Origin of the sequence: Kyrpidia sp., assembly GCF_023512215.1 — a bacterium.
In the GTDB taxonomy this organism is placed as follows: Bacteria; Bacillota; Bacilli; order Kyrpidiales; family Kyrpidiaceae; genus Kyrpidia; species Kyrpidia spormannii.
Map to the genome: position 1 here is coordinate 75,162 of NZ_JAILZZ010000005.1, position 19,108 is coordinate 94,269.

Annotated in this window: 22 protein-coding genes and 1 riboswitch; of the genes, 6 read left to right on the forward strand and 16 right to left on the reverse strand. The window is 59.1% G+C overall.

The window, feature by feature from the left end; genetic code table 11:
• Nucleotides 1-18 precede the first annotated feature (18 nt).
• The 6 genes from crcB to K6T64_RS03680 all read right to left on the reverse strand — a co-directional run bounded on the left by crcB (nt 19) and on the right by K6T64_RS03680 (nt 3,805).
• Entirely contained in the window at nt 19-390 is a 372-nt protein-coding gene (crcB, locus tag K6T64_RS03655; protein WP_288008593.1) for a fluoride efflux transporter CrcB, read from the reverse strand.
• Entirely contained in the window at nt 387-770 is a 384-nt protein-coding gene (locus K6T64_RS03660; protein ID WP_170086224.1) for a fluoride efflux transporter FluC, read from the reverse strand. Before K6T64_RS03660 ends, crcB begins: the two co-directional genes overlap by 4 nt.
• A gap of 71 nt (nt 771-841) precedes the next feature.
• Nucleotides 842-904, reverse strand: a riboswitch (Fluoride riboswitch).
• Nucleotides 905-948: 44 nt separating this feature from the next.
• On the reverse strand, nt 949-1,815 hold the full coding sequence (locus K6T64_RS03665; protein WP_170086225.1) for a 3-hydroxyacyl-CoA dehydrogenase family protein: 867 nt from the start codon (nt 1,813-1,815) through the stop codon (nt 949-951).
• Between the two features lie 135 nt (nt 1,816-1,950).
• The gene (locus tag K6T64_RS03670) at nt 1,951-2,730 is read right to left on the reverse strand and encodes an SDR family oxidoreductase (protein ID WP_170086226.1); all 780 of its coding nucleotides are present in this window, start codon (nt 2,728-2,730) and stop codon (nt 1,951-1,953) included.
• Between the two features lie 135 nt (nt 2,731-2,865).
• Nucleotides 2,866-3,231, reverse strand: a complete 366-nt coding sequence (locus K6T64_RS03675) for a DUF488 domain-containing protein (protein ID WP_170086227.1) — start codon at nt 3,229-3,231, stop codon at nt 2,866-2,868.
• Nucleotides 3,232-3,265: 34 nt separating this feature from the next.
• On the reverse strand, nt 3,266-3,805 hold the full coding sequence (locus K6T64_RS03680) for a nitroreductase family protein (protein WP_170086228.1): 540 nt from the start codon (nt 3,803-3,805) through the stop codon (nt 3,266-3,268).
• 160 nt (nt 3,806-3,965) lie between these two features.
• On the opposite strand from K6T64_RS03680, the gene K6T64_RS03685 reads away from it, so the two are divergent.
• Nucleotides 3,966-5,273 carry an acetamidase/formamidase family protein gene (locus K6T64_RS03685; protein ID WP_288008594.1) on the forward strand — a complete coding sequence of 436 codons (1,308 nt, stop codon included), beginning with the start codon at nt 3,966-3,968 and terminating at the stop codon, nt 5,271-5,273.
• Nucleotides 5,274-5,338: 65 nt separating this feature from the next.
• Here the strand turns inward: K6T64_RS03685 and K6T64_RS03690 are convergent, their stop codons facing one another.
• From K6T64_RS03690 to K6T64_RS03705, 4 genes are all read right to left on the reverse strand, one after another.
• On the reverse strand, nt 5,339-5,845 hold the full coding sequence (locus tag K6T64_RS03690) for a hemerythrin domain-containing protein (RefSeq protein ID WP_288008595.1): 507 nt from the start codon (nt 5,843-5,845) through the stop codon (nt 5,339-5,341).
• An 87-nt stretch (nt 5,846-5,932) separates the two neighbouring features.
• Nucleotides 5,933-7,168 (reverse strand): TIGR04053 family radical SAM/SPASM domain-containing protein, encoded by a 1,236-nt coding sequence (locus tag K6T64_RS03695; RefSeq protein WP_288008596.1) that lies wholly within the window; start codon nt 7,166-7,168, stop codon nt 5,933-5,935.
• Complete coding sequence (locus K6T64_RS03700; protein ID WP_170086231.1) at nt 7,165-8,355, reverse strand: radical SAM/SPASM domain-containing protein; 1,191 nt, start codon at nt 8,353-8,355, stop codon at nt 7,165-7,167. Before K6T64_RS03700 ends, K6T64_RS03695 begins: the two co-directional genes overlap by 4 nt.
• 176 nt (nt 8,356-8,531) lie before the next feature.
• Nucleotides 8,532-9,980: a hypothetical protein gene (locus K6T64_RS03705; protein ID WP_288008597.1), complete on the reverse strand. Its 1,449-nt coding sequence runs from the start codon at nt 9,978-9,980 to the stop codon at nt 8,532-8,534.
• A gap of 84 nt (nt 9,981-10,064) precedes the next feature.
• Between K6T64_RS03705 and K6T64_RS03710 the strand changes: the two genes are divergently transcribed.
• On the forward strand, nt 10,065-10,772 hold the full coding sequence (locus tag K6T64_RS03710; protein ID WP_288008598.1) for a Crp/Fnr family transcriptional regulator: 708 nt from the start codon (nt 10,065-10,067) through the stop codon (nt 10,770-10,772).
• Between the two features lie 52 nt (nt 10,773-10,824).
• On the opposite strand, the gene K6T64_RS03715 is transcribed toward K6T64_RS03710, so the two are convergent.
• The 5 genes from K6T64_RS03715 to K6T64_RS03735 all read right to left on the reverse strand — a co-directional run bounded on the left by K6T64_RS03715 (nt 10,825) and on the right by K6T64_RS03735 (nt 15,245).
• Nucleotides 10,825-11,469: an amino acid ABC transporter permease gene (locus tag K6T64_RS03715; protein ID WP_288008599.1), complete on the reverse strand. Its 645-nt coding sequence runs from the start codon at nt 11,467-11,469 to the stop codon at nt 10,825-10,827.
• 5 nt (nt 11,470-11,474) lie between these two features.
• Entirely contained in the window at nt 11,475-12,299 is an 825-nt protein-coding gene (locus K6T64_RS03720) for an amino acid ABC transporter ATP-binding protein (RefSeq protein WP_288008600.1), read from the reverse strand.
• Nucleotides 12,277-12,936, reverse strand: a complete 660-nt coding sequence (locus K6T64_RS03725) for an amino acid ABC transporter permease (protein WP_100668454.1) — start codon at nt 12,934-12,936, stop codon at nt 12,277-12,279. The genes K6T64_RS03720 and K6T64_RS03725 overlap by 23 nt, the downstream gene beginning before the upstream one ends.
• A gap of 63 nt (nt 12,937-12,999) precedes the next feature.
• Nucleotides 13,000-13,854: a substrate-binding periplasmic protein gene (locus tag K6T64_RS03730; protein WP_232796613.1), complete on the reverse strand. Its 855-nt coding sequence runs from the start codon at nt 13,852-13,854 to the stop codon at nt 13,000-13,002.
• A gap of 221 nt (nt 13,855-14,075) precedes the next feature.
• Nucleotides 14,076-15,245: a mechanosensitive ion channel family protein gene (locus K6T64_RS03735; protein ID WP_288008601.1), complete on the reverse strand. Its 1,170-nt coding sequence runs from the start codon at nt 15,243-15,245 to the stop codon at nt 14,076-14,078.
• A gap of 464 nt (nt 15,246-15,709) precedes the next feature.
• Here K6T64_RS03735 and K6T64_RS03740 point away from each other — a divergent pair, with 464 nt between their 5' ends.
• The 4 genes from K6T64_RS03740 (at nt 15,710) to K6T64_RS03755 (ending at nt 18,697) form a co-directional block, all read left to right on the forward strand.
• Nucleotides 15,710-15,901, forward strand: a complete 192-nt coding sequence (locus K6T64_RS03740; protein ID WP_353737785.1) for a hypothetical protein — start codon at nt 15,710-15,712, stop codon at nt 15,899-15,901.
• 238 nt (nt 15,902-16,139) lie between these two features.
• A complete protein-coding gene (locus K6T64_RS03745) occupies nt 16,140-16,376 on the forward strand; it encodes a FeoA family protein (RefSeq protein WP_013076518.1) in 237 nt (78 codons plus the stop codon).
• Nucleotides 16,373-18,409 (forward strand): ferrous iron transport protein B, encoded by a 2,037-nt coding sequence (gene feoB / locus K6T64_RS03750; protein WP_288008603.1) that lies wholly within the window; start codon nt 16,373-16,375, stop codon nt 18,407-18,409. The genes K6T64_RS03745 and feoB overlap by 4 nt, the downstream gene beginning before the upstream one ends.
• A gap of 75 nt (nt 18,410-18,484) precedes the next feature.
• The gene (locus tag K6T64_RS03755; protein WP_100668457.1) at nt 18,485-18,697 is read left to right on the forward strand and encodes a FeoB-associated Cys-rich membrane protein; all 213 of its coding nucleotides are present in this window, start codon (nt 18,485-18,487) and stop codon (nt 18,695-18,697) included.
• 27 nt (nt 18,698-18,724) lie between these two features.
• Here K6T64_RS03755 and K6T64_RS03760 read toward each other — a convergent pair whose 3' ends face one another.
• Nucleotides 18,725-19,036, reverse strand: a complete 312-nt coding sequence (locus K6T64_RS03760; protein ID WP_288008605.1) for a cupin domain-containing protein — start codon at nt 19,034-19,036, stop codon at nt 18,725-18,727.
• Nucleotides 19,037-19,108 lie beyond the last annotated feature (72 nt).

Below are 19,108 nucleotides of genomic sequence, written 5' to 3' on the forward strand. Positions count from 1 at the left end.
CCTCTCCCTCACCCCCGGTCAGATCCTCCCGACCCCGATCCACAGCCCGAGGCCACCCGCCACAAGCCCGAGATACAGCGATGTGGCCACATATACCACGGCCTTTTTCCGATTTCCTTCCCACCAGAGAAAAAACGCCTCATAACAAAACGTCGAAAACGTCGTATATGCCCCGCAAAACCCCGTCCCGAGTAGCGCATACCAGGTCGCGGACAGGGTGCCCGCGGCTTCCCGCCCGGCCAGCCAGCCGAGGAATAATGCCCCGGTCAGGTTAATGATCCACGTGCCATACGGGAACAGCGGCATCCACTTCCGAGCCACCCAATTCCCGAGGGCAAACCGGGCCCAGGTGCCGAGAACCCCGCCGATCGCCACCCACAACGACATCATATTTGACCCCTCCGATGTATCCAGCCCATCGCCGTCTGATGGCCGGCATAGGCTAACAACAAGCCCCCCGCTACACTGGCGTGAAGATAGAGCAGGGCTTCCCAAAGATGCCCCCTTACCACCAAATGCAAGGTTTCAAGCACGAGGGTGGAAAAGGTGGTATACGAGCCCACGAATCCCGTCCCGACTCCCAGGCGCACCGCCGCGGGCAGTGACCACCGTTCTAGAGCCATGGTGAGGAAAAGGGCTAGTACGTACGCCCCGGAAAGATTGATTCCAAATGTCGCCCAGGGCCAGCCCATGGAGGGCTGCAGCAACGATAACCCGTAGCGCGCCAGACTTCCCAGGATGCCGCCTGCCGCCAGAGCCCACCACAACATTTTTCTACCGCCTCCCGCTCCAAGACCCGGCAAACGCCCGGGCTCTTTCAAAAAGAAACTCCTACTGACCACTGTCAGTAGGAGCCATCATCTGCGTAGCGCAGCCATTGGTGAGCTCCATCACCCTGGAGTTCTCTCATCCCCAGTGTACGCAGAAAGACTTGTCCCTGCAACCCGCCTACTCGTACGTATAAAACCCTTTGCCGGATTTTCTCCCGAATTCTCCCCGCTCGAACTTCTCTCGCAGGATTTCGGGCGGCTTCATGGCCGGGTCCCCGGTTTCGGCGTATTGTTGCTGCATGACATAATAATTGACATCAAGCCCCGTAAAATCCATGAGCGTAAAGGGACCCATGGGGTGGTTCAGGGCCTTGGTCGCCGCCAAGTCGATGTCTTTAAAATCGGCGATCCCCTGTTCATAGAGATACATCGCTTCCTTGAACAAAGCCATGAGCAGCCGATTCGCAACAAATCCCGAGATCTCTTTTTTTAGGAGGATCGGGGTTTTGCCGATGCGCCGGCACAGCTCCACGGCCGTATCCGCCGTGTCCTCAGAAGTTTGGGGGTTCATCACCACTTCGACGAGTTCCATGACCAGGACCGGATTGAAAAAATGCATATTGCATACGTTCTCCGGCCGCCGGGTGGCATCGGCGATTTTTGAACTGACAATGGTGGAACTGTTGGTGGCGAGGATGGCGTGGGCCGGTGCCAGCTCATCCAACCGAGCGAACAGCTCCCGTTTTGCATCGAGCTTCTCCACGATCGCCTCAATCACGTAGTCCGCATCCCCCACCGCTTCGGCGAGATCCGTCGTCCATGACAACCGGCTCCAGGCTCCGTCCACCTGTTCCCGGGATAATTTCCCCTTCTGTACCCGTTTCTCCAACTGCTCGGTCAGCACCTGCCGGGCCCGTTCGAGGCTCTCGGTCGCGATGTCCTGCACCTTGACCGGGTACCCGGCCAAAGCGCACACTGCCGCAATCTGGGTTCCCATCGCTCCGGAACCCACCACGCCGATTCGGTTCACCGCATCGATGGACACCTTTGCGTCTCCCCTCCGTATCCTATTCGTTGACATGACTTCGGTGATTGGGTAAAGCCCGTGAGCAGATCGGTTCGATCCCAAGCTCGCCCTTGTTTGTTGCCGCCTCCAGACACGGCCACCCGGTTCGACAGGTCACATCACAGTGGAGCCCCCGTCCACTGTCAGGACATGGCCGGTCACATAGCTCGATGCCGGTGAGGCCAAAAAGATGGCCACACCCTTTAATTCACCTTCCTCGCCAAATCGCCCCAGAGGTGTCCCCCGCAGAATGGTGTCTCCGTTTCGTTCGAGGATCACCCGGCTCATCTTGGTCGGGAAAAATCCCGGGGCAATAGCGTTCACCAGAATATTGTACCGGGCCCATTTTACAGCCAAATCCCGGGTTAAACTGATGATCGCCCCTTTACTGGCACTGTATCCCACGGCATCGAGCACCTCCGGAGGAGACCCGACAAGGCCCGCCACCGAGGCAATGTTGACGATCCGCCCGCCTTGCCCCCGCTCAATCATGTGCCTCCCCACCGCCTGGGACATCAAAAACGTACCGGTGACGTTGGTTTCCATGACTTTGTGCCAAGCATCCAGGGGCATATCCACCGCTGGCGTTCCCCAGGATGCGCCACTATTATTCACAAGAATATCGATGTGGCCGAAGGTCCTCAGGGACTCATCCACCACCCGGCGCACATTCTCAGGTTCCGCCACGTTACACGCCAAGGGCAGGGCCTTTCGTCCCAAAGCCCGCACCTCTTCGGCCACCTGCTCACAATTCTCCACCCTTCGGGAACACAGCACCACATCGGCCCCCATCTCCGCGTACCCCAGTGCGATCTCCCGGCCCAATCCCCGACCCCCACCGGTGATGATCGCCACTTTCCCCGTTAAATCAAACAAATCCCGGGCGTGTACCACCCAAACCTCCCCCCAACCTCAACCAAATGGTCGTTTTATTCCAGCTGGTGTTCACCGGTGCCTCAGCCAGAACCCCGGCCTTCCCACTGCCTTTGGCCTCTTTAATTAGTTCGACACCGAAGCCGCGAATCCTTTTTATTCTCGCCAATGGTGCAAACAATTCAGCAAGACCACCGCGTGGTTATGGACCTCGTCCTTGGCCGCATAAACCAGGGTGACCGTCTCCCGCTCCGCCGCCTGCAGAATCTCCTCGACACACCTGCGATGTGCGGGATCGCTCCGCAACTCCTCCTCGTACCGACGGCGGAACTCAGGGAATCGATCGGGCCTATGGCAAAACCACTTGCGGAGCTCAGGGTTTGGGGCCACCTCCCGCATCCACTGATCGATCCTCGCCTCGGCTTTGGACAGGCCCCGGGGCCACAGGCGATCCACCAGAATTCGTCTCCCGTCCGTCAGATCCGCCGGTTCGTATGCGCGTTTCAAACGGATCGTTCCCATCTTTTACACTCCATTACTCTTTTACCGCAGTTCTCTACTCTTGCCAGGACTGCCCGAAGCGATTGAGGAAAATCACCTGCTCTTTGGCATGAGGCGGTTTCCCCTCCGGCCACGCCGCCGGCCGGCCCACCCCGAGGATCGCCAAAACCCGCCGATCATCCGGCAGGTGGAGAACTTCCCGGGCATAGCCCTCCCGGCGGGCCGATTCCTCGGCGTCCTGGGCGTGGTACACGGCACCAAAAGCCATCCCCAGCCCCTGCTCCACCGCCGCGAGCCACATAAACGCACAGGCGATGGAGCCATCCTGCACCCAATATTTGCTCACATCCGGCCGTCCGGTCACCACAATTCCCGCCGCAGCGCCGGCCAACCAGGGCATATACGGCGTGGTTTGGGTCAACCGAGTCAAAATTCCGCGATCTTGGATTACAATCAGTTCTCTGGAAATCAGGTGATTCCCCGTGGGAGCCCGATATCCCGCCTCCACCACCGCCCGGAGCACCGCCGGTTCCACCCGCGCATCCAGAAACTGCGTCACTTCGCGGCGCTGCCGAATCGCCTCCAGCACCTCCACATCCGTCGCCTCCTCGGTGCATATCATAAATTCCGGTGAGTTTACTATACCATATTGCCCTTTGGAGATCGGAATCCAAAGGCCCCTACGTCTTATATTTTTGTGATAAAGTACAAGACAGGAAGTATCATAAATTGGTTCCACGAGAGGGGACACGCCGATGAACGACTCAAAGGGTAGTCCGACCGTGTTCGTGAACACATTTACGAATGGAGTGCTCGACCCAAACCAGCCAATGTTGGGGCCTGTACGGGACGGCGGACACATTGTGGCCAACACAACCCCGGGATGTTGGGGACCCATGATCACGCCGGCCATCCGAGGTGGCCATGAGGTGACCCAGCCAGTTTTTGTTGCTGGAGCCGAGGTCGGAGACGCTATCGCAATCCGTATCCAGTCCATCCGAGTCACCTCCATAGCAACCGCGTCCGGAAACGACCGTACGGTGGAAGGCAGTTTCCTCGGGGACCCGTTCTGCGCAGCCAAATGTCCGGTGTGTGGCACGATGTATCCGGAAACACGCATCGAAGGTATCGGCCCTCATTCGATCCGCTGTACGAACTGTGGGGCTGACGCCTCACCATTTCAATTCACCAACGGATATACGATCGCCTTCGACGAAAACTACGAACTTGGCGTCACCCTACCCCGTGGTGCGGCTGAACGGATCGCAGCAAATGGACGGCAATTCATGGCCACCCCGGAACATTCGATTCAAAATCCTATCGTAACCTTTGCACCCCACGACATTGTTGGGGCGGTGGCCCGAGTCAGACCGTTTCTCGGGCAGTTGGGGACCACGCCGTCCCGGCCGATGCCCGACTCTCACAATGCCGGGGATTTTGGATCATTTTTGCTCGGCGCCCCTCACCAATATGCCCTGACACAAGAAGAACTGGATGAGGCCCGAACCGATGGACACATGGACATCGCCAGGGTTCGGGAAGGTGCCATCCTGGTTTGCCCGGTTAAAGTCCCCGGTGGCGGAGTCTATCTGGGTGATATGCACGCCTTACAAGGCGACGGTGAAATCGCAGGTCATACGTGTGATGTGTCGGGGGTGGTCACCCTACAAGTTCACGTGATCAAAGGCGCAAATCTTGAGGGGCCGATCCTGATCCCTAACGAAGAAGACCTGCCTTATCTCGCCCGACCGTTAACTGAATCGGAAAAGGCGCTGGCGAAAGCCCAGGCGACCAAGTGGGGATTCGACGCGATTGAGGAAACGGCCCCGGTCTCCGTTGTCGGCAGCGGTCCAACGTTGAACGCCGCTACGGACAACGCGCTCGAACGAGCGGCCCGCTTGTTCGGCATGTCTGTTCCCGAGGTCAAGAACCGCGCCACCATCACCGGTTCGATCGAGATCGGCCGGCACCCTGGTGTCGTGACGGCCACATTCTTGGTGCCAGTCGATCGACTGGCCAAAGTAGGCCTCTTGCCGCTAATACAAGAACAATATCGTCTTTAGGTCGAGAGGGTAAGGCAGTCGAGGAGCCTTTACAGTCCCCCGACCGAAGGCGCCCTGGGTTCCCCTCAGGGCGCCTTTTCCATCTTGCGGTTCGCCCGGGCGAGCGCCTCCGCCACCTCCGCCCGCTCCTCCGGCGTCAGGATTCGGCTGATCATCGGGAAAAAATAATGATCCTCCTTCTCAATATGCCGCAGAACCAAATATGCTAGTAAACGCACAGCTTCCCCCCAGGGCCCGGCCACATCCCCGGTCCCCGCCCGGGAGTGCATCCCCGCCAGCACTTCCCGGTGCCGCCTGCGGATTAAATCGTGCTCCTCCCGCAGCCTCACCGCCGGCCCGGCCACCGCCGAGGGAAAATACCGTTCCACCTTGGGCAAAACTAATGTTTCCTCATAGACAAAATGATGATCGATTTCCCGCCCGAGTTCCCCGAGGGCCAAGCGGTACAACTCCGGGGACCGATCCCGGCGCACCGCCTCCATCCGCTCAGCCAGTACCCGATGTTCCAATAAAAACGTATGGAACTCCGGGGCGGTCAACTCCATCACCGCCTCCCATTCCTCCCGGTCCATTGCCCTACTCCTTTCCCAACGATAATGCTGCCCTGCCGCCACGACCAACCCCGCGTATCAGAGCCAGCCGCCCTCCACCTTCGGCCGTCATACCCCGCCACCGGCTTCCGCCGCGTCCCTCAGGACAGCGGGCACCCAGGGGCAGCTGGGATCACTCTCCAAATAATCCCCGGTCAACGCGTACGCCCGGGCCCGGGATCCTCCACACACCCGGCGAAACTCACACACCCCGCACTTGCCCTTGTAACCGTCGGGGTCCCTTAATGCCCGAAGCACCGATGAATCCCGGTAAATCTCGCGCAGCGAGGTCTGGTGGACATCGCCAACCCGGATCGGCAGAAACCCGCTGGGATACACCTCGCCTATGTGTGACACAAACACAAAACCATTCCCGTCATTGACGCCACGGGGCGCCCTCCCGGATCCGCCGAACACACCCCGCCGCGCCTCGGTTCCACCCGGTTTCCCCCCACCGGTCCCAAACCCGCCTTCCATTCCTCGCATCATCTGGCGCCTTTGCACCAAAACCCGCCGATAGGGCTGGGCCTCGGTGGTCTTGATGTCGAAGGGAGCCCGGTCCGCGAGCTCCGCCAGCCAACGGTAGAGACCTTCCTGGGTGGCGTAATCTACAGCGTCCTCCTTGCGCCCCCGCCCGGTGGGCACGAGGAAAAAGACACTCCACAGGACCGCTCCGCTCTCCGCCACCAGCCCGGCCAGCTTTTCCATCTCCCCGACATTATACCGGGACACCGTGGTGTTGACCTGCCGCTCGATCCCTAGCTCCGCCGCGATTTTTAGAATCCGCATCGTCTGGGCGAAGGAACCGGACGTGCCCCGGAACCGGTCGTGGGTTTCCGCCCGTGCCCCGTCCAGGCTCACGGCCAGCCGCATCACCCCGGCCTCCTTCAACCGCTCCAAAGCCTCCCGGGTCACCCGGGGCGTGGCGCTCGGGGTCACCGACATGCGCAGCCCCCGCTCAGCCCCGTACCGCACAAGGTCGAACACATCCGGCCGCTCAAACGGGTCTCCCCCGGTCAGCACCACCAACGGGACCTTCCACTCGGCCAACTCGTCCAGAAGCCGAAACCCCTCTTCCGTGGTCAACTCCCGGGGGTCCCGACGAAACTGCGCATCCGCCCGGCAATGCAGGCAATGCAGACTGCACGCCCGGGTCACCTCCCAGATCACCAGAAAGGGCGTTGTGGCATAATCCAGCGAAAAAGGCCGCGGGGCGGGACCGGGAATCCTGGATTCCTCGGTCCCAAACCCCACGCCATCCCGCACCTTCCAACTCTCCCCTTCCTCTCCCCGGCTTCCCCTCATGCACTCTCCCCCCGCAGCGCCTGGTCGTGAATCTCTTCATCAGTCAAATAACACGCCGGATCCGAAGCCCAAAAGTCCCCGTAAACCGCCTCGGCCCGGGTGCGAAAATTGCCCCCGCACACGTCGTAAAACACGCAATCTTTACACCGCCCGTGAAGCCGTTCTCCCCGATCCCTGAGTCCCTTGAGCAGATCGTGGCTCTCGTCTGACCAAATTTCTCCGAAGGAACGCTCCCGAACGTTTCCAAACGTATAATGCTGGGTGAACTGATCCGGGTGGACGTTCCCTTGATAATCCACGTGACAGATGGCGATCCCCGATCGGTTGCCCCCGTTCATGCGCAACCTCCGGCGGATGGCCTCAGCCCGGGCCGGATCTTTCTCCCGCATGTGCAAATAGAGATACGCCCCGTCGGCGTGGTTGTCCACGGTGAGGATTTCTTTGTCAATTCCCCTCTGGTGCCAATCCTCCACCTGGTCGATCAATTGCCCGACCACCTTCCGGGTGACCTCCGGCGAAATGTCTTGCTCCGCCGCCCCCCGGCCGCTGTACACCAAGTGGTAAAAGCAAGCCCGGTCAAAAGGCTCATCCTCCAAAAGCTGCAGCACAAAGGGCAGGGTGTGGACATTATCCTTGTGAATCGTAAAACGGATGCCCACCCGAATCCCCGCCTCGGCGCAGTTCCGCACCCCGCGCATGGCCCGGGCAAAAGCCCCGGCCCGGCGCCGAACCCGATCGTGCACATCCGGTGTCCCGTCGATGCTGATACCGACATATCCCACCCCAATACGCTTTAACTCCCGGGCCACTTCCGGAGTGATGAGCGTGCCATTGGTGGACAGGGTCACCCGAATCCCCTTGGAGGTCGCGTATTCCATCAGCTCCAGGGCATCCGGCCGGGAAAGAGGCTCGCCTCCGGAAACTAACAAGACCGGGACCTTGAACGCCGCCAAATCATCGATAAACGCCCGGCCCTCCTCGTGGGTCATCTCTCCTTCAAACCGTCCTGGCCCGGCATTGGCATAGCAGTGCTGGCATTGCAAGTTACACGTCCGGGTGATCTCCCACACCACCACGGGCCCTGCCCCGGGGCGTACCCCGGTGCGCGACCGCCGGGCGCCCTCCACATAGCGCAGTCCATCCCCAAACGCCGGCTCTTCCGTCAACAAACTCGTCAACCCCAGCATCCGTATCCCTCCCGACGCGGTCTGCACCGCGCGTCATGTCCTTCTTTCTCCAGTCTATCGCCTCGGTCTCTTTCATACAGAGGGATCACCGCCGGGATGGCGAGAAAATCTTGAACAGAACCGGACGATTTTATGGCACATAAGCTTCCGTGGGCAGATTCGCCGTGGCCTTGCGGTCATCGCCGGTACACCGCCCACATCGCCCCGGCGTAGACCAGCCACGCCAATACCCCGACCACCGCCCCGATCCAGGCCAACTCCTCCCGGCCACTCCAGGAACCCGCGGCAAGTAAAACAGCACCGCCAGCAAAACCCAACAAGGCCACTCCGGTGGGAACCTGCGGCATCATATCCCGGACTCCCACCAGCCGCTCCCCCGGGGCCCGGCGAGTCGCCGGAGCGAGCCCATGGCCGTACTTGCTCATCCACCGCAGGAATGGCAGGATTTTGGCCATATATGCAGCAATCACCCACCCGAGAAAGCCGAAAACCACAAGCAGCATCATGCCCATAAACGCCGGCCCCACCGTGCGCCCCGACGCCTCCGCCCCCAAAGCCACAGCCCCCCAGGCTAACGTAACGGGCCAGCCAGCCGCGAGCCCCGCCGCTATCCAAGGGATCACCCATTCGAGATCTCGACGCCGCCTGTACCGAAGGTGCTGAAATAAGTGAAATAGTAACAATCCGTAAGCCACCAGGTACAGGACCCATCCGATCCCGACCGAGAGGCTCCCGGCGACGCCCCACAGACCCATGCCGGCTCCCGGCCCGGGGGCGAGAACGAGGGACACCCCTATCGCGATCAGCAGGGTTCCTGCCATCAGACCAAGCTCCGGGCCCCTTCGCTCGAGCCCCGGGTGTCGGGAGGAGACAAAAAGACGAATCAGGCGGGGACTCAAGATGAGAATCAGGGTGGTGAACCAGCCGGTCACTCCCGCCACCATGTGGAGGAGAAGGCTCGCCCGACCTAAGAGAGGCACCCCCAGGGCCATTCCAACACCGAGAATCAGCACCGCAAGCAAAAAGATGAACACCCACGCCGACCGAAGCGCTTCTCCGCGCTTTTTGAGCGTCCGAGCCGTGCAACCCAGGTTCCAAAGCAACAGTGCGAAAGCCCCGAGGACGAACAGTCCCCCTATGGCCGTGATCATCCACAGCCGGCACAAAAATCCCAGGGGTATCGCCACCGCCCCCAGCACCATCAACACGTACTCGATATACCCCAGTCGGATCGAGTAGAGCCGCCCCTGAAAGGCCACCGGCGTAATCTGCAAGAGCGCCCCGTGGACGGTGGTCAAGGCGTATCCCACGACGAACAGATGAATCGCCGCCAATGGGAACGAATCGGCCCACGCCCCCTGGGCGATGGCCGGAGCAGCCGCAACGAGAAGAGCCCAGGTTGCCCCGAGAAAAACCAGCCCCGTGATCATATACACTCGAGTGATGCGAAACCGCGGCCCGAGCCCTTCACTAGCCCCGGCCCTTGCACCGGCCCCCCGGACTCCATCCATCGTCCCCGCCCCCGCGTGGTGCAATTTCTCATCAAACCCAGGCAACACCGCCGCCTCTCTCCCCCGGTTATTTTGAGGATACCAAGGGACACTTCGACCTTCCGTGACCCCCATCACAACCCCGCCTACAATGAGCTTTCCCGCCCGTTGTCCTTAGGACTGATTTTCGATATCGTTGGGACAAAGGCGGTGATCATCATGGGCATCACACAGCGGATTCCCCTGTTTGAACACCTGCCTGAAGAGCAACTTCAGGCAGTGGAGAATTTCTGCACACCTTTGAGCATTCCTTCCCGGGGCATGATTTTTCATCAGGGCGACCCCCTTGAACGGGTCTTTTTTCTGTCCCGGGGGCTCGTGAAAATTTATATCTACGACGTGGACGGGCGGGAGCAGATCATGGCCGTTCTCGGAGCCGGCGAAATGTTCCCCCATGCGGGTTTTTTTGACGAGACGACCTACCCGGCCCACGCCCAGGCCATTCGGGATACCGATTTGGTGGCCCTGACCCGCCAAAAGTTGGAACGTTTGGTGCTCGATTCCCCCGATGCCGCCATGGCCCTCATCCGGGTTCAGGGCCGCAAGATCCGCGAGCTTCAGGCGAGACTTCAGAATTTGACTCAGCATTCCGTTCTGGAGCGGGTGGCGTGGACTTTATGGCAACAGGTCTTGGAATGGGGGCGGGTCGACGCGGAAGGATATGTGATGTCCTTTCCCCTCACCCATTACGAACTGGCCAAATGGGTGGGCACCACCCGGGAATCGGCAAACCGGGCCATGAGTTTGCTCAGAAAACAGGGAGTCATCCAGGTGCAGGGGGAGCAGCTCCGCATCCTGCAACCAGACGTGTTGGAATCTTTGGCGGGCGGACTCAAAGAGGCGGGCAAAGGACGGCCCGGGAAGTAAACGAATCCGGGCGAAAAAATGGCGGTCCGAGCCCCGAAGAGCTCCGCCGCCGTCACCGGTACTGGGCCACCCGCCGCTCCAGAGCGATCCCCAGCCGGGACAAAGGAAAATTCAAGATAAAGTACGCCGCAACGGCCATCAGATAGAGCAACGTGGCCTGGCTGGTGGCATTCACCCCGAGCTCTGCCCGGCGCATGATATCCATCACGCCGATGGTAAAGGCGAGGGATGAGTTTTTCACTTGCAGGACGAGAAAGCTCACCATCGCCGGCAGGATCGTCGCCAAAGCCTGGGGCAGAATGACCTTTCGCAAGGTCGTCCAGCGGCTGATCCCCAGGGCCGCTGAAGCCTCCCGCTGCTCGTGGGGGATACTGTGAAGCCCCGCCCGAAACAGCTCCACTGCATAAGCACCTCCGTAGGCCGATAACCAAATCGCCGCGGCAGTGAAAGCGTCCAATTGGATCCCGTATTGGGTCAGTCCGAAAAAGACCGCAAACAACTGTAAGATCTGTGGCGTACCACGGATCACTTCCACGTAAGCGCCCACCACCGCCCGCAGGGGCCAAGGACCGTACAGGCGCGCCAGCGCTCCGAAGAGGCCGATGATCAGCGCCAACACCGTCCCTAAGACGGTAAGCGCCACGGTGACGAGCATTCCCTGCCCAATGGGGCCAAGGTATTGAAGAACCACTTCCACCGGCGTCACCTCTGGGGACTGAGTTGGTAAGATTTTACGACGGCCGGCTCGACATCGTCAGCCGGGCCATGATCCAATACCCGCCGCAGGAAGGTGCGCGTCCGTTCGTGTTCAGGGTTGGATAACAATTTCCGCGCCGGGCCGGACTCAATGATCTGCTGGTCGGCCATCACCACGATGGTGTCCGCTACATCCCGGGCGAAAGCCATTTCATGGGTCACCAACAACATCGTCATACCGTCGGCGGCCAATTGCCGAATGACCGACAGGACATCGCCCACCAACTCCGGATCCAAAGCGGACGTGGGCTCGTCGAAGAGCATCATTTGCGGGTGCATGGCCAGAGCCCGACAAATCGCCACCCGCTGTTGCTGTCCGCCGGACAGGTTGCGCGGATAGGCATTTTCTTTATCGCCGAGACCCACCAAGTCTAAGAGGCGCCGGGCTTCCTGGATGGCTTCCTGCTTGGACACTTTGTTCACGTCCATGGGCGCGAGGATGATATTCTCTAGAACGGTCAGGTGAGGAAACAGATTAAACCGTTGAAACACCATGCCCACTTTCTTCCGGATCTCCGTCAACTCCCGGTGACTGGGGCTCCAACCGCTGTCCGTTCCCTTGAGCATATGGCCGAGCACCCGGATGGTGCCGGATTCAAAGGGCTGTAAATAGTTCACACAACGGAGGAGCGTGCTCTTTCCGGCCCCGCTGGGGCCGATGATCGCCACCACTTCGCCCACCTCGACATCGAGGTCGATATCCTTGAGGATCGTGTGATCCCCAAATCGCTTTGTCAGACCTCGAATCTCAAGCACCCGCTGCCTTGACACGGCGCTCCCACCTCCTTACTGTCAGGGACAATCCATAGCAGACGATAAAATACAGCACCCCAGCGATCAAAAAGACGTTCGTATACTGAAAGGTTTCGCTGCCCGCCTGGTACGCTTGATACATGAGTTCCCCCACCCCGATGGTGATCACCAAGGCCGTGTCTTTCACCAAATCGATCGCCGCACTGGTGCCCGGCGGCAAGATCGCGAGGAGGGACTGGGGGACGATCACCCGCAACAGCGTGGTTCTCCGGCGGAGTCCCAAAGCCTCGGCGGCTTCGCGCTGACCGAAATCCACGCTCATGAGGCCGCTACGAAAGATCTCGGAATACAGCGCCCCATAAAATCCCCCCAGTACGATCACCGCCGCTTCAACGCCCGGAATGATAATCCCGATCTGTGCCAAGCTGTAATAGACAAAGAACAACTCCACAATCACCGGCGTCGACCGGACGATTTCTACATACACGGCCCCGATCGCCCGGAGGGGAGCGATCTTGCTCATCCTCATGAAGGCCAGTACCCCGCCCACCACCAGCCCGACGACCAGGGAGGCCACCGTTAACTCCAAGGTGACCAGCATGCCGTGCAAAAAAGATTCCCCGTAACGCTGCCAAAGCCCGAAAAGCGATTGCATGACTCCCTCCCGAAAACGCCTTTTCCATCAGGACGGCTTGGGCGGCCTTCGCGGATGGCGCGATCAACTTCCTGACTGATTTCCTAGTCCTGCGAGATACGAAGGATCCGTCAAGCCGTATTTTTCAAGAATTTGTTTCAAGCCTCCATTCGATTGTTCTTGAACCAGAAACTTGTTGAGTTCATCCAAAAATCGCTTCGAATAATCTCCCTTCGCCACGCCATAGTACCCGGCCGGTGCCTGGTTCCCCTTTCCTGTAATCGATTCCGGAACGGGTCCCAGAACCTTAATGTGCAAAGAAGGATTCTTTTTCACCGCCCACTCGGCGTACATCACCGGTTGAAACGTCGCGTCCACCCGCCCGGAAGACAGGGCAAGAAACGCTTCGTTGACACTGTTGTAGGACTGATTCACCGCTCCGGGAATCCTCGGGACGAAGGCCTGTTCAGCCGTGCCGGTGGCGGTGGCGATCTTTTTCCCCTGTAGCCCTTCCACCGTGGCCGCCGGAATTCGCGGAAAGTCGGAATTTACAATAATTCCTTCTACATATTTAATCACAGGATTCGAGAAAGTCAGCACATCTTCGCGCTCCGGCGTTTTAAAGATGTTCGCAGTGATGTCATCTCGCTTCGAGGCCACCGACTGGATGGTGGCAGGAAAAGCCATGGAATGAACCTCCAGTTTTGCCCCCAGTGTCGAAGCGAATTTGCTGAGGATGTCAATATCCACGCCGGACCACTGCTGAGTTGCCGGATCCTGATACTCCAGGGGTGGAAAGCTGGCCACTGCCACGCTCAAAACCTTGGACGACTTCACCTTATCGAGCAGATCCCCTGTCCCCGAGCCCTGCGGCGAACTGGAGGCACCACAGGCAGTCAGCGAGAGGAGAGCCGCTATGCTGAACATGCCCGCAGCCATCCTCCGCAATAACCGTTGACCCATTATCCGTTTCAGACCCCGTGATAACATCTTCACACCCCTTTATGCCTCATGTCGATGCCGCACAGCCTTCAACAAGCCCTTTTCGCCAGGCAACTTCCATATAGCCCATGGCGTGGCGACAACTTCATATTAACATAAAGTTGTTGAATAGACAAGGATAGACATCGTTTCTCCCGCGTAATCGGGAGTCCACTGAACTATCCCCGCAGGGGAGTACGCCTTTCTTCTGTGCTCTCTGCCTCGGAGGGATCTACCGATGTAGAGGAGACATCGGGGGAAGGAGTGGAGGAAGATTCCTCGGGGTCCGGCAGTTTCATCTGGAGTGGCGTCTCAAAATACACCGATTGCGATGGGAAGGCGATCTCCACTCCGTGGCGTTCGAGAATTTCCATGATCTTCAAATTGATTTCCTCTTTTACCTGCAAATACTCGGACCAAACGGTGGTTGTGGTGAAATAGTACACAAAGATATCCAAACTGCTCGCCCCGAACTGGTCAAAGTTCACCAAGATCGTTTCATTGTGGGTTTCGGGATGCTCGTGCAATAAGGCGCGAATCTCCTTCACACATTGTTCCAGTTTCTTTCTGGGGGTTCGATAGGATAGGCCGAGATGAAAGCTCACCTGGCGCTTCCCCATCCGAGCCCAGTTGGTAATGGGCTCACCGGCTAACAAGGAGTTGGGTACAGTGACCAGCGCCTGGGCAAAAGTGCGAACCTTCGTGCTCCGAAAGGTGATGTCCTCCACCGTTCCTTCTACGGAAGGCGTCTTAATCCAATCCCCGATGCTGAAGGGCCGCTCTGTAATGATCACAAACCCGGCAAAAAGGTTGGCCAGGGAGTCTTTGGCTGCCAACGCCAGAGCGAGCCCTCCCAATCCCAGCCCCGCCAGAAAGCTGCTTACCTGAAATCCCCACTCTTGGGCGACCATCATGACCGCCAGGGCCACAATGAAAAAACGAATCACCCGGGTTAAAAAAGGTGCGACAATTCGGTCGAACTGGACGCGAAGGTGTCCGCCCAGATGCAAGAACAACGGTGTCACCTGAAACAATGCGTGGGCCACGACAATGATGATGAACGTATGAAGGGCTTGACCGAGCCAGCGAGGTTGCGGTTCATAAAAAATCAGAACGGCCAGGTAGAGCCCCAACCCCACCAAAAACCATCGGAGAGGCTTTTCCAAAGCCGCAAGCAGACCATCATCATACCTGTTGCTGGTCTTTCGGGCGAATCTCATCAGCGTGCGGACAACGAGTTTGCCGAACACCTTCTGAAAAACTAAAGCTGCACCTACAACGAGTAAGCTGAAAACGGCTCGCCACAGGATAGGGTCCAATTGAAGGATCTGCGCATAGAAGGCTTTCATGTTCATATCCCCCACGACAGTTCGCATCTCGAACCTGTTTTTGCGATTAACTCTATCATCCCATCTACAGACCTGATTGTCCAATAGCCGGGTGCATTCCACCGCCTTTCTCTTACCCATTCAAGCACACGGAAACTTTGGAAAGGATTTGGACAAGCGCGAACCCGCCTTTAAGCCTTTTTTGCGAAGTCTCTTTATCGTGAAATCGAAGAGATTTTCGAGGGATGGATTGTGCGCATGGATCCCACAAGGCGCGGATTTCTAAAGGCTCCTTTGGCCGGTTCCGCGTACATATTAACGGAAATTTTAGGTATTTCAAGGCTTGCTTAAGCCGCTGAAGCGACCCAAGGGGCAGATCTCGGGTTGGTCCCCAATTCACCCCGGGATTCGGGTTTCCTCAATCCGTGGCTTCGGGAGATCCCACAAGTACCGGAGCGATTTTGTGGACCCGGGTGGTCCCCACAGTGGCTCAAGGAGTGAGCGCTACGAATTTTGATCCAAAGATGATTCAGTGGATCAGCCCGAGCCATCTTATATGGAGCGCCTACTCCGCCGGGGACATCCGCTCCCGGTCCGGGGCGAATAAACGGCTTTTGTACCAGTGCGAATTCCCGGAAGGCAAAGCCTCTATGGAGGTACTCGTTCACGCCCAATGATCTGCCGATCGCACAGGAGGTCATGAACTCCCGAGTGCTTTGACGCCTGCCCGGCCACCCGAGCCAGGTTTTTTGTCTGGATCGTGCCAATGGATGAAACTCCTCACATACAACTCAGTCACTTCCGTGTTATAATAGGCTCTACAACGTTCACTTATTTTTCACAATTCGCCGCTGCCCAATCCTGTATACTCATGATAGGGTTAATGATAACGTTTCTCAATTGAGGTGGTTCCCAATGACATTGAACGACTGCCCACCCGGAACACTTTGTACAGTGATCGATGTCCTCGCTCCTAAGGACGGACACCGCCACCGCCTCATGGAACTCGGCCTCGTACCCGGCACCGACCTGAGGGTGGTGCGCCGGGCCCCGTTCGGCGATCCGCTGGTGATTCACGTCCGCGGCGTTCAGCTGGGGATCCGCCGAAAAGATGCCCGGTTCATACAAGTGGAGACGGAGCGACGGCCGTGAAATCCGCGCAGCAGCCTGCGGAGGTTCGCGGCCCGGTGGCTCTCTCCACCATTGCCCTGGCGGGGAATCCCAACACCGGGAAAACCTCACTGTTCAACCTTTTGACAGGAACCCGCCAGTACGTTGGGAACTGGCCCGGGGTGACGGTGGAGAAAAAAGAGGGCCTGTGCAAAGATTTGCCGGGATGTTGGGTGGTGGACCTGCCGGGAACGTACAGCCTCGCAGCCCGGTCCCCGGAGGAGCGGGTGGCGGTGGAATACCTGTTGTACCAAGGTCCTTCGGCGGTCGTCAACGTGGTGGACGCCTCAAGTTTAGAACGACATTTGTATTTTACTGCCCAGCTGTTGGAGATGGGGTTGCCCGTGGTGGTCGTCCTCAACATGATGGACACGGCGGCCGCCCGGGGTTTCAACATCGACGTTTCTCTGCTGGAACAGCGCCTGGGGGTCCCTGTGGTGCCAATGACCGCCCGGCGGGGGATTGGAAAAGAGCAGTTGATTCGTCGCCTACAGAGCGAAGTCACGCCCGCTGCCTTCGTCCTGCCCTACCCGCTGTCTGTGGCAGCGGTGGTGGCCCGGGCGGAAGCCGCCCTGGCGGCCCTGCCAGAACCTTTGGCCGGACGCCGCCGGGCCCTGGCCGTCATGGCCCTGGAAGGAAACCCAGCCGTAATAGCGGCTTTGGAACAGGCGCTGCCCCCGACCGCGGTGGCAACCCTGGCGAACCTTCGCAAGGAGTTTACAGAGAGTGGAGAGCGAATCCGCCAAGCCCGGCACGAATGGGCGGCCCAGACGGCCCGGGAAGTCGTGGCAGGCGGGGGACAATTGCAAGGAGAGCGGACGTGGAGTGATCGGCTCGATCGCTGGCTCTTGCACCCGATTCTCGGGGTCCCGTTGTTCCTGGCAGTTCTCTTTCTTTTGTTCCAAGTGACTTTTAGCTGGGTGGGAACCCCCCTGTCGGATGCCCTGGACAGTGCAATCAGCGGCCCTATAGCGGCGGGACTTCAAGCCGCTTTGGAAGCCATGGGAAGCCCCGGGTGGTTTACGGATCTCATGATCCAAGGCATCCTGGGGGGCGTGGGAGCGGTGTTGGTGTTCATTCCCCAGATCGCCGTACTGTTTCTCGGTCTGTCCTTTTTGGAGGATTCCGGTTACATGGCCCGGGCGGCGGTGATTACCGACCGGGTCATGCAAGCCGTGGGGTTGGGAGGGCGGTCCTTCATTCCCATGGTACTCGGTTTCGGGTGTAACGTCCCCGCCATCATGGCCACCCGCACCTTGGAGGACCCCCGGGCGCGGCTGGTGACGGTCCTGGCCATTCCGTTCATGTCCTGCTCGGCCCGGTTGTCCGTCTACGCCCTCCTTGTCCCGGCCTTCTTTGCCCGGCACCAGGCGGAGGTCGTGTTCTTGTTGTACTTGGTCGGCGTGGCGGCGGCCCTGGGGACAGCGTGGCTGTTGGGGAGGCTGGTTGGAACCGGCGACTCGCTTTTTGTCATGGAGCTGCCGCCTTACCACGCCCCCACCGCCCGAAACCTCACTTTGCATACGTGGGACAAGGTGAAGGGGTTCTTGCGCAAGGCGGGAACGATTATTTTTTCCGTGTCGGTGTTGTTGTGGTTTCTCGGGAGGTTTTCGTTTCAGGGAACCGTGCCCGTGGAGCACAGTTTTCTCGCCGGGCTCGGGGGATGGATCGCCCCCTTGTTCGCGCCGATGGATTTTGCCACCTGGCAGGCCGGCGTGGCCTTGATCACGGGATTTTTAGCGAAAGAATTGGTGGTGGCCACGATGGGAGTGGCCTACGGCGCGGGAGAGGCGGCGGGGGGACTCACGGCCCTGTTGCAAGGAGCGTTCACCCCGGCATCGGCGCTGGCGTTTTTATTTTTCGTCCTGTTGTACACGCCGTGTCTCTCCACCGTGGCGGTGATACGCCGGGAAACAGGGTCCTGGAAATGGACGGCCGCCTCGGTGGTGTACAGTGTAAGTCTGGCTTGGGTAGTTTCGCTGGGGGTCTACCATATCGCCAGGTGGTGGATATGAGACACAAAAAGGCCGGCCGCACAGTCTGAAAGGCGGTTCCATGTGTAGGTAGAATCACAGAAAGGTGGAGAGTCAATGGTCTATATCGTGATCGCCGCCGTCCTTGGATATGCGGCCTGGCAGTTGGTCCGCCTCTTTCACCGGACCCGCTCCGGTGGATGCGCCGCAGGATGTGACCAGTGCAACGGCTGCGCCCTTGGCCAAAGTGCGGGCCAGTTTCAAAACAGCGCTCGGAAATCTTTTATTCAGCTCGATGAAATCCCCCTTGACCCGGGCAAACGGGAGTAACGGGCCCCGCCCAGGTAAGCAAAACCGTCACTTTTCTCCGACCCCGGGAGGTACGAGAACCAGAGCGAGTACCGCGTCTTCCAAGGACTCCACGCGGTGCGGTACTCCGGGTCCGACGGCGATCATTTCGGCCGGCCCCAGTGTCAGCGGCCCTCCCCCCGGTTCAAAAGCCTCAAAAACCACTCGGCCCCGCAGAACAAAGGCGAGCAAGTGAGCATCCACCCGGTGTTTGTCTAAAACTCGTCCGGCGGGCAAGCTGAGTTGTATCACCCGGGCCGGTCCGCCTTGGGCGACTCGCCTGGTGAGCTCCTCGGCCATTTGAAAACGATGGTGTTCCATGCCACTCCCCCCTCGGTTTCACGTCACCATCAGGATAACGGACGCCCATTAAGGTCGTGGTGACGCGGGTCA

What these genes read in the sequence shown, in the direction of transcription:
- crcB (WP_288008593.1), bottom strand. Translation starts at nt 390, where the DNA reads ATGATGTCGTTGTGGGTGGCGATCGGCGGGGTTCTCGGCACCTGGGCC.
- K6T64_RS03660 (WP_170086224.1), bottom strand. Translation starts at nt 770, where the DNA reads ATGTTGTGGTGGGCTCTGGCGGCAGGCGGCATCCTGGGAAGTCTGGCG.
- K6T64_RS03675 (WP_170086227.1), bottom strand. Translation starts at nt 3,231, where the DNA reads ATGGGAACGATCCGTTTGAAACGCGCATACGAACCGGCGGATCTGACG.
- K6T64_RS03685 (WP_288008594.1), top strand. Translation starts at nt 3,966, where the DNA reads ATGAACGACTCAAAGGGTAGTCCGACCGTGTTCGTGAACACATTTACG.
- K6T64_RS03690 (WP_288008595.1), bottom strand. Translation starts at nt 5,845, where the DNA reads ATGGACCGGGAGGAATGGGAGGCGGTGATGGAGTTGACCGCCCCGGAG.
- K6T64_RS03695 (WP_288008596.1), bottom strand. Translation starts at nt 7,168, where the DNA reads ATGAGGGGAAGCCGGGGAGAGGAAGGGGAGAGTTGGAAGGTGCGGGAT.
- K6T64_RS03700 (WP_170086231.1), bottom strand. Translation starts at nt 8,355, where the DNA reads ATGCTGGGGTTGACGAGTTTGTTGACGGAAGAGCCGGCGTTTGGGGAT.
- K6T64_RS03705 (WP_288008597.1), bottom strand. Translation starts at nt 9,980, where the DNA reads ATGGGGGTCACGGAAGGTCGAAGTGTCCCTTGGTATCCTCAAAATAAC.
- K6T64_RS03710 (WP_288008598.1), top strand. Translation starts at nt 10,065, where the DNA reads ATGGGCATCACACAGCGGATTCCCCTGTTTGAACACCTGCCTGAAGAG.
- K6T64_RS03725 (WP_100668454.1), bottom strand. Translation starts at nt 12,936, where the DNA reads ATGCAATCGCTTTTCGGGCTTTGGCAGCGTTACGGGGAATCTTTTTTG.
- K6T64_RS03730 (WP_232796613.1), bottom strand. Translation starts at nt 13,854, where the DNA reads ATGGCTGCGGGCATGTTCAGCATAGCGGCTCTCCTCTCGCTGACTGCC.
- K6T64_RS03735 (WP_288008601.1), bottom strand. Translation starts at nt 15,245, where the DNA reads ATGAAAGCCTTCTATGCGCAGATCCTTCAATTGGACCCTATCCTGTGG.
- K6T64_RS03745 (WP_013076518.1), top strand. Translation starts at nt 16,140, where the DNA reads ATGACATTGAACGACTGCCCACCCGGAACACTTTGTACAGTGATCGAT.
- K6T64_RS03755 (WP_100668457.1), top strand. Translation starts at nt 18,485, where the DNA reads ATGGTCTATATCGTGATCGCCGCCGTCCTTGGATATGCGGCCTGGCAG.
- K6T64_RS03760 (WP_288008605.1), bottom strand. Translation starts at nt 19,036, where the DNA reads ATGGAACACCATCGTTTTCAAATGGCCGAGGAGCTCACCAGGCGAGTC.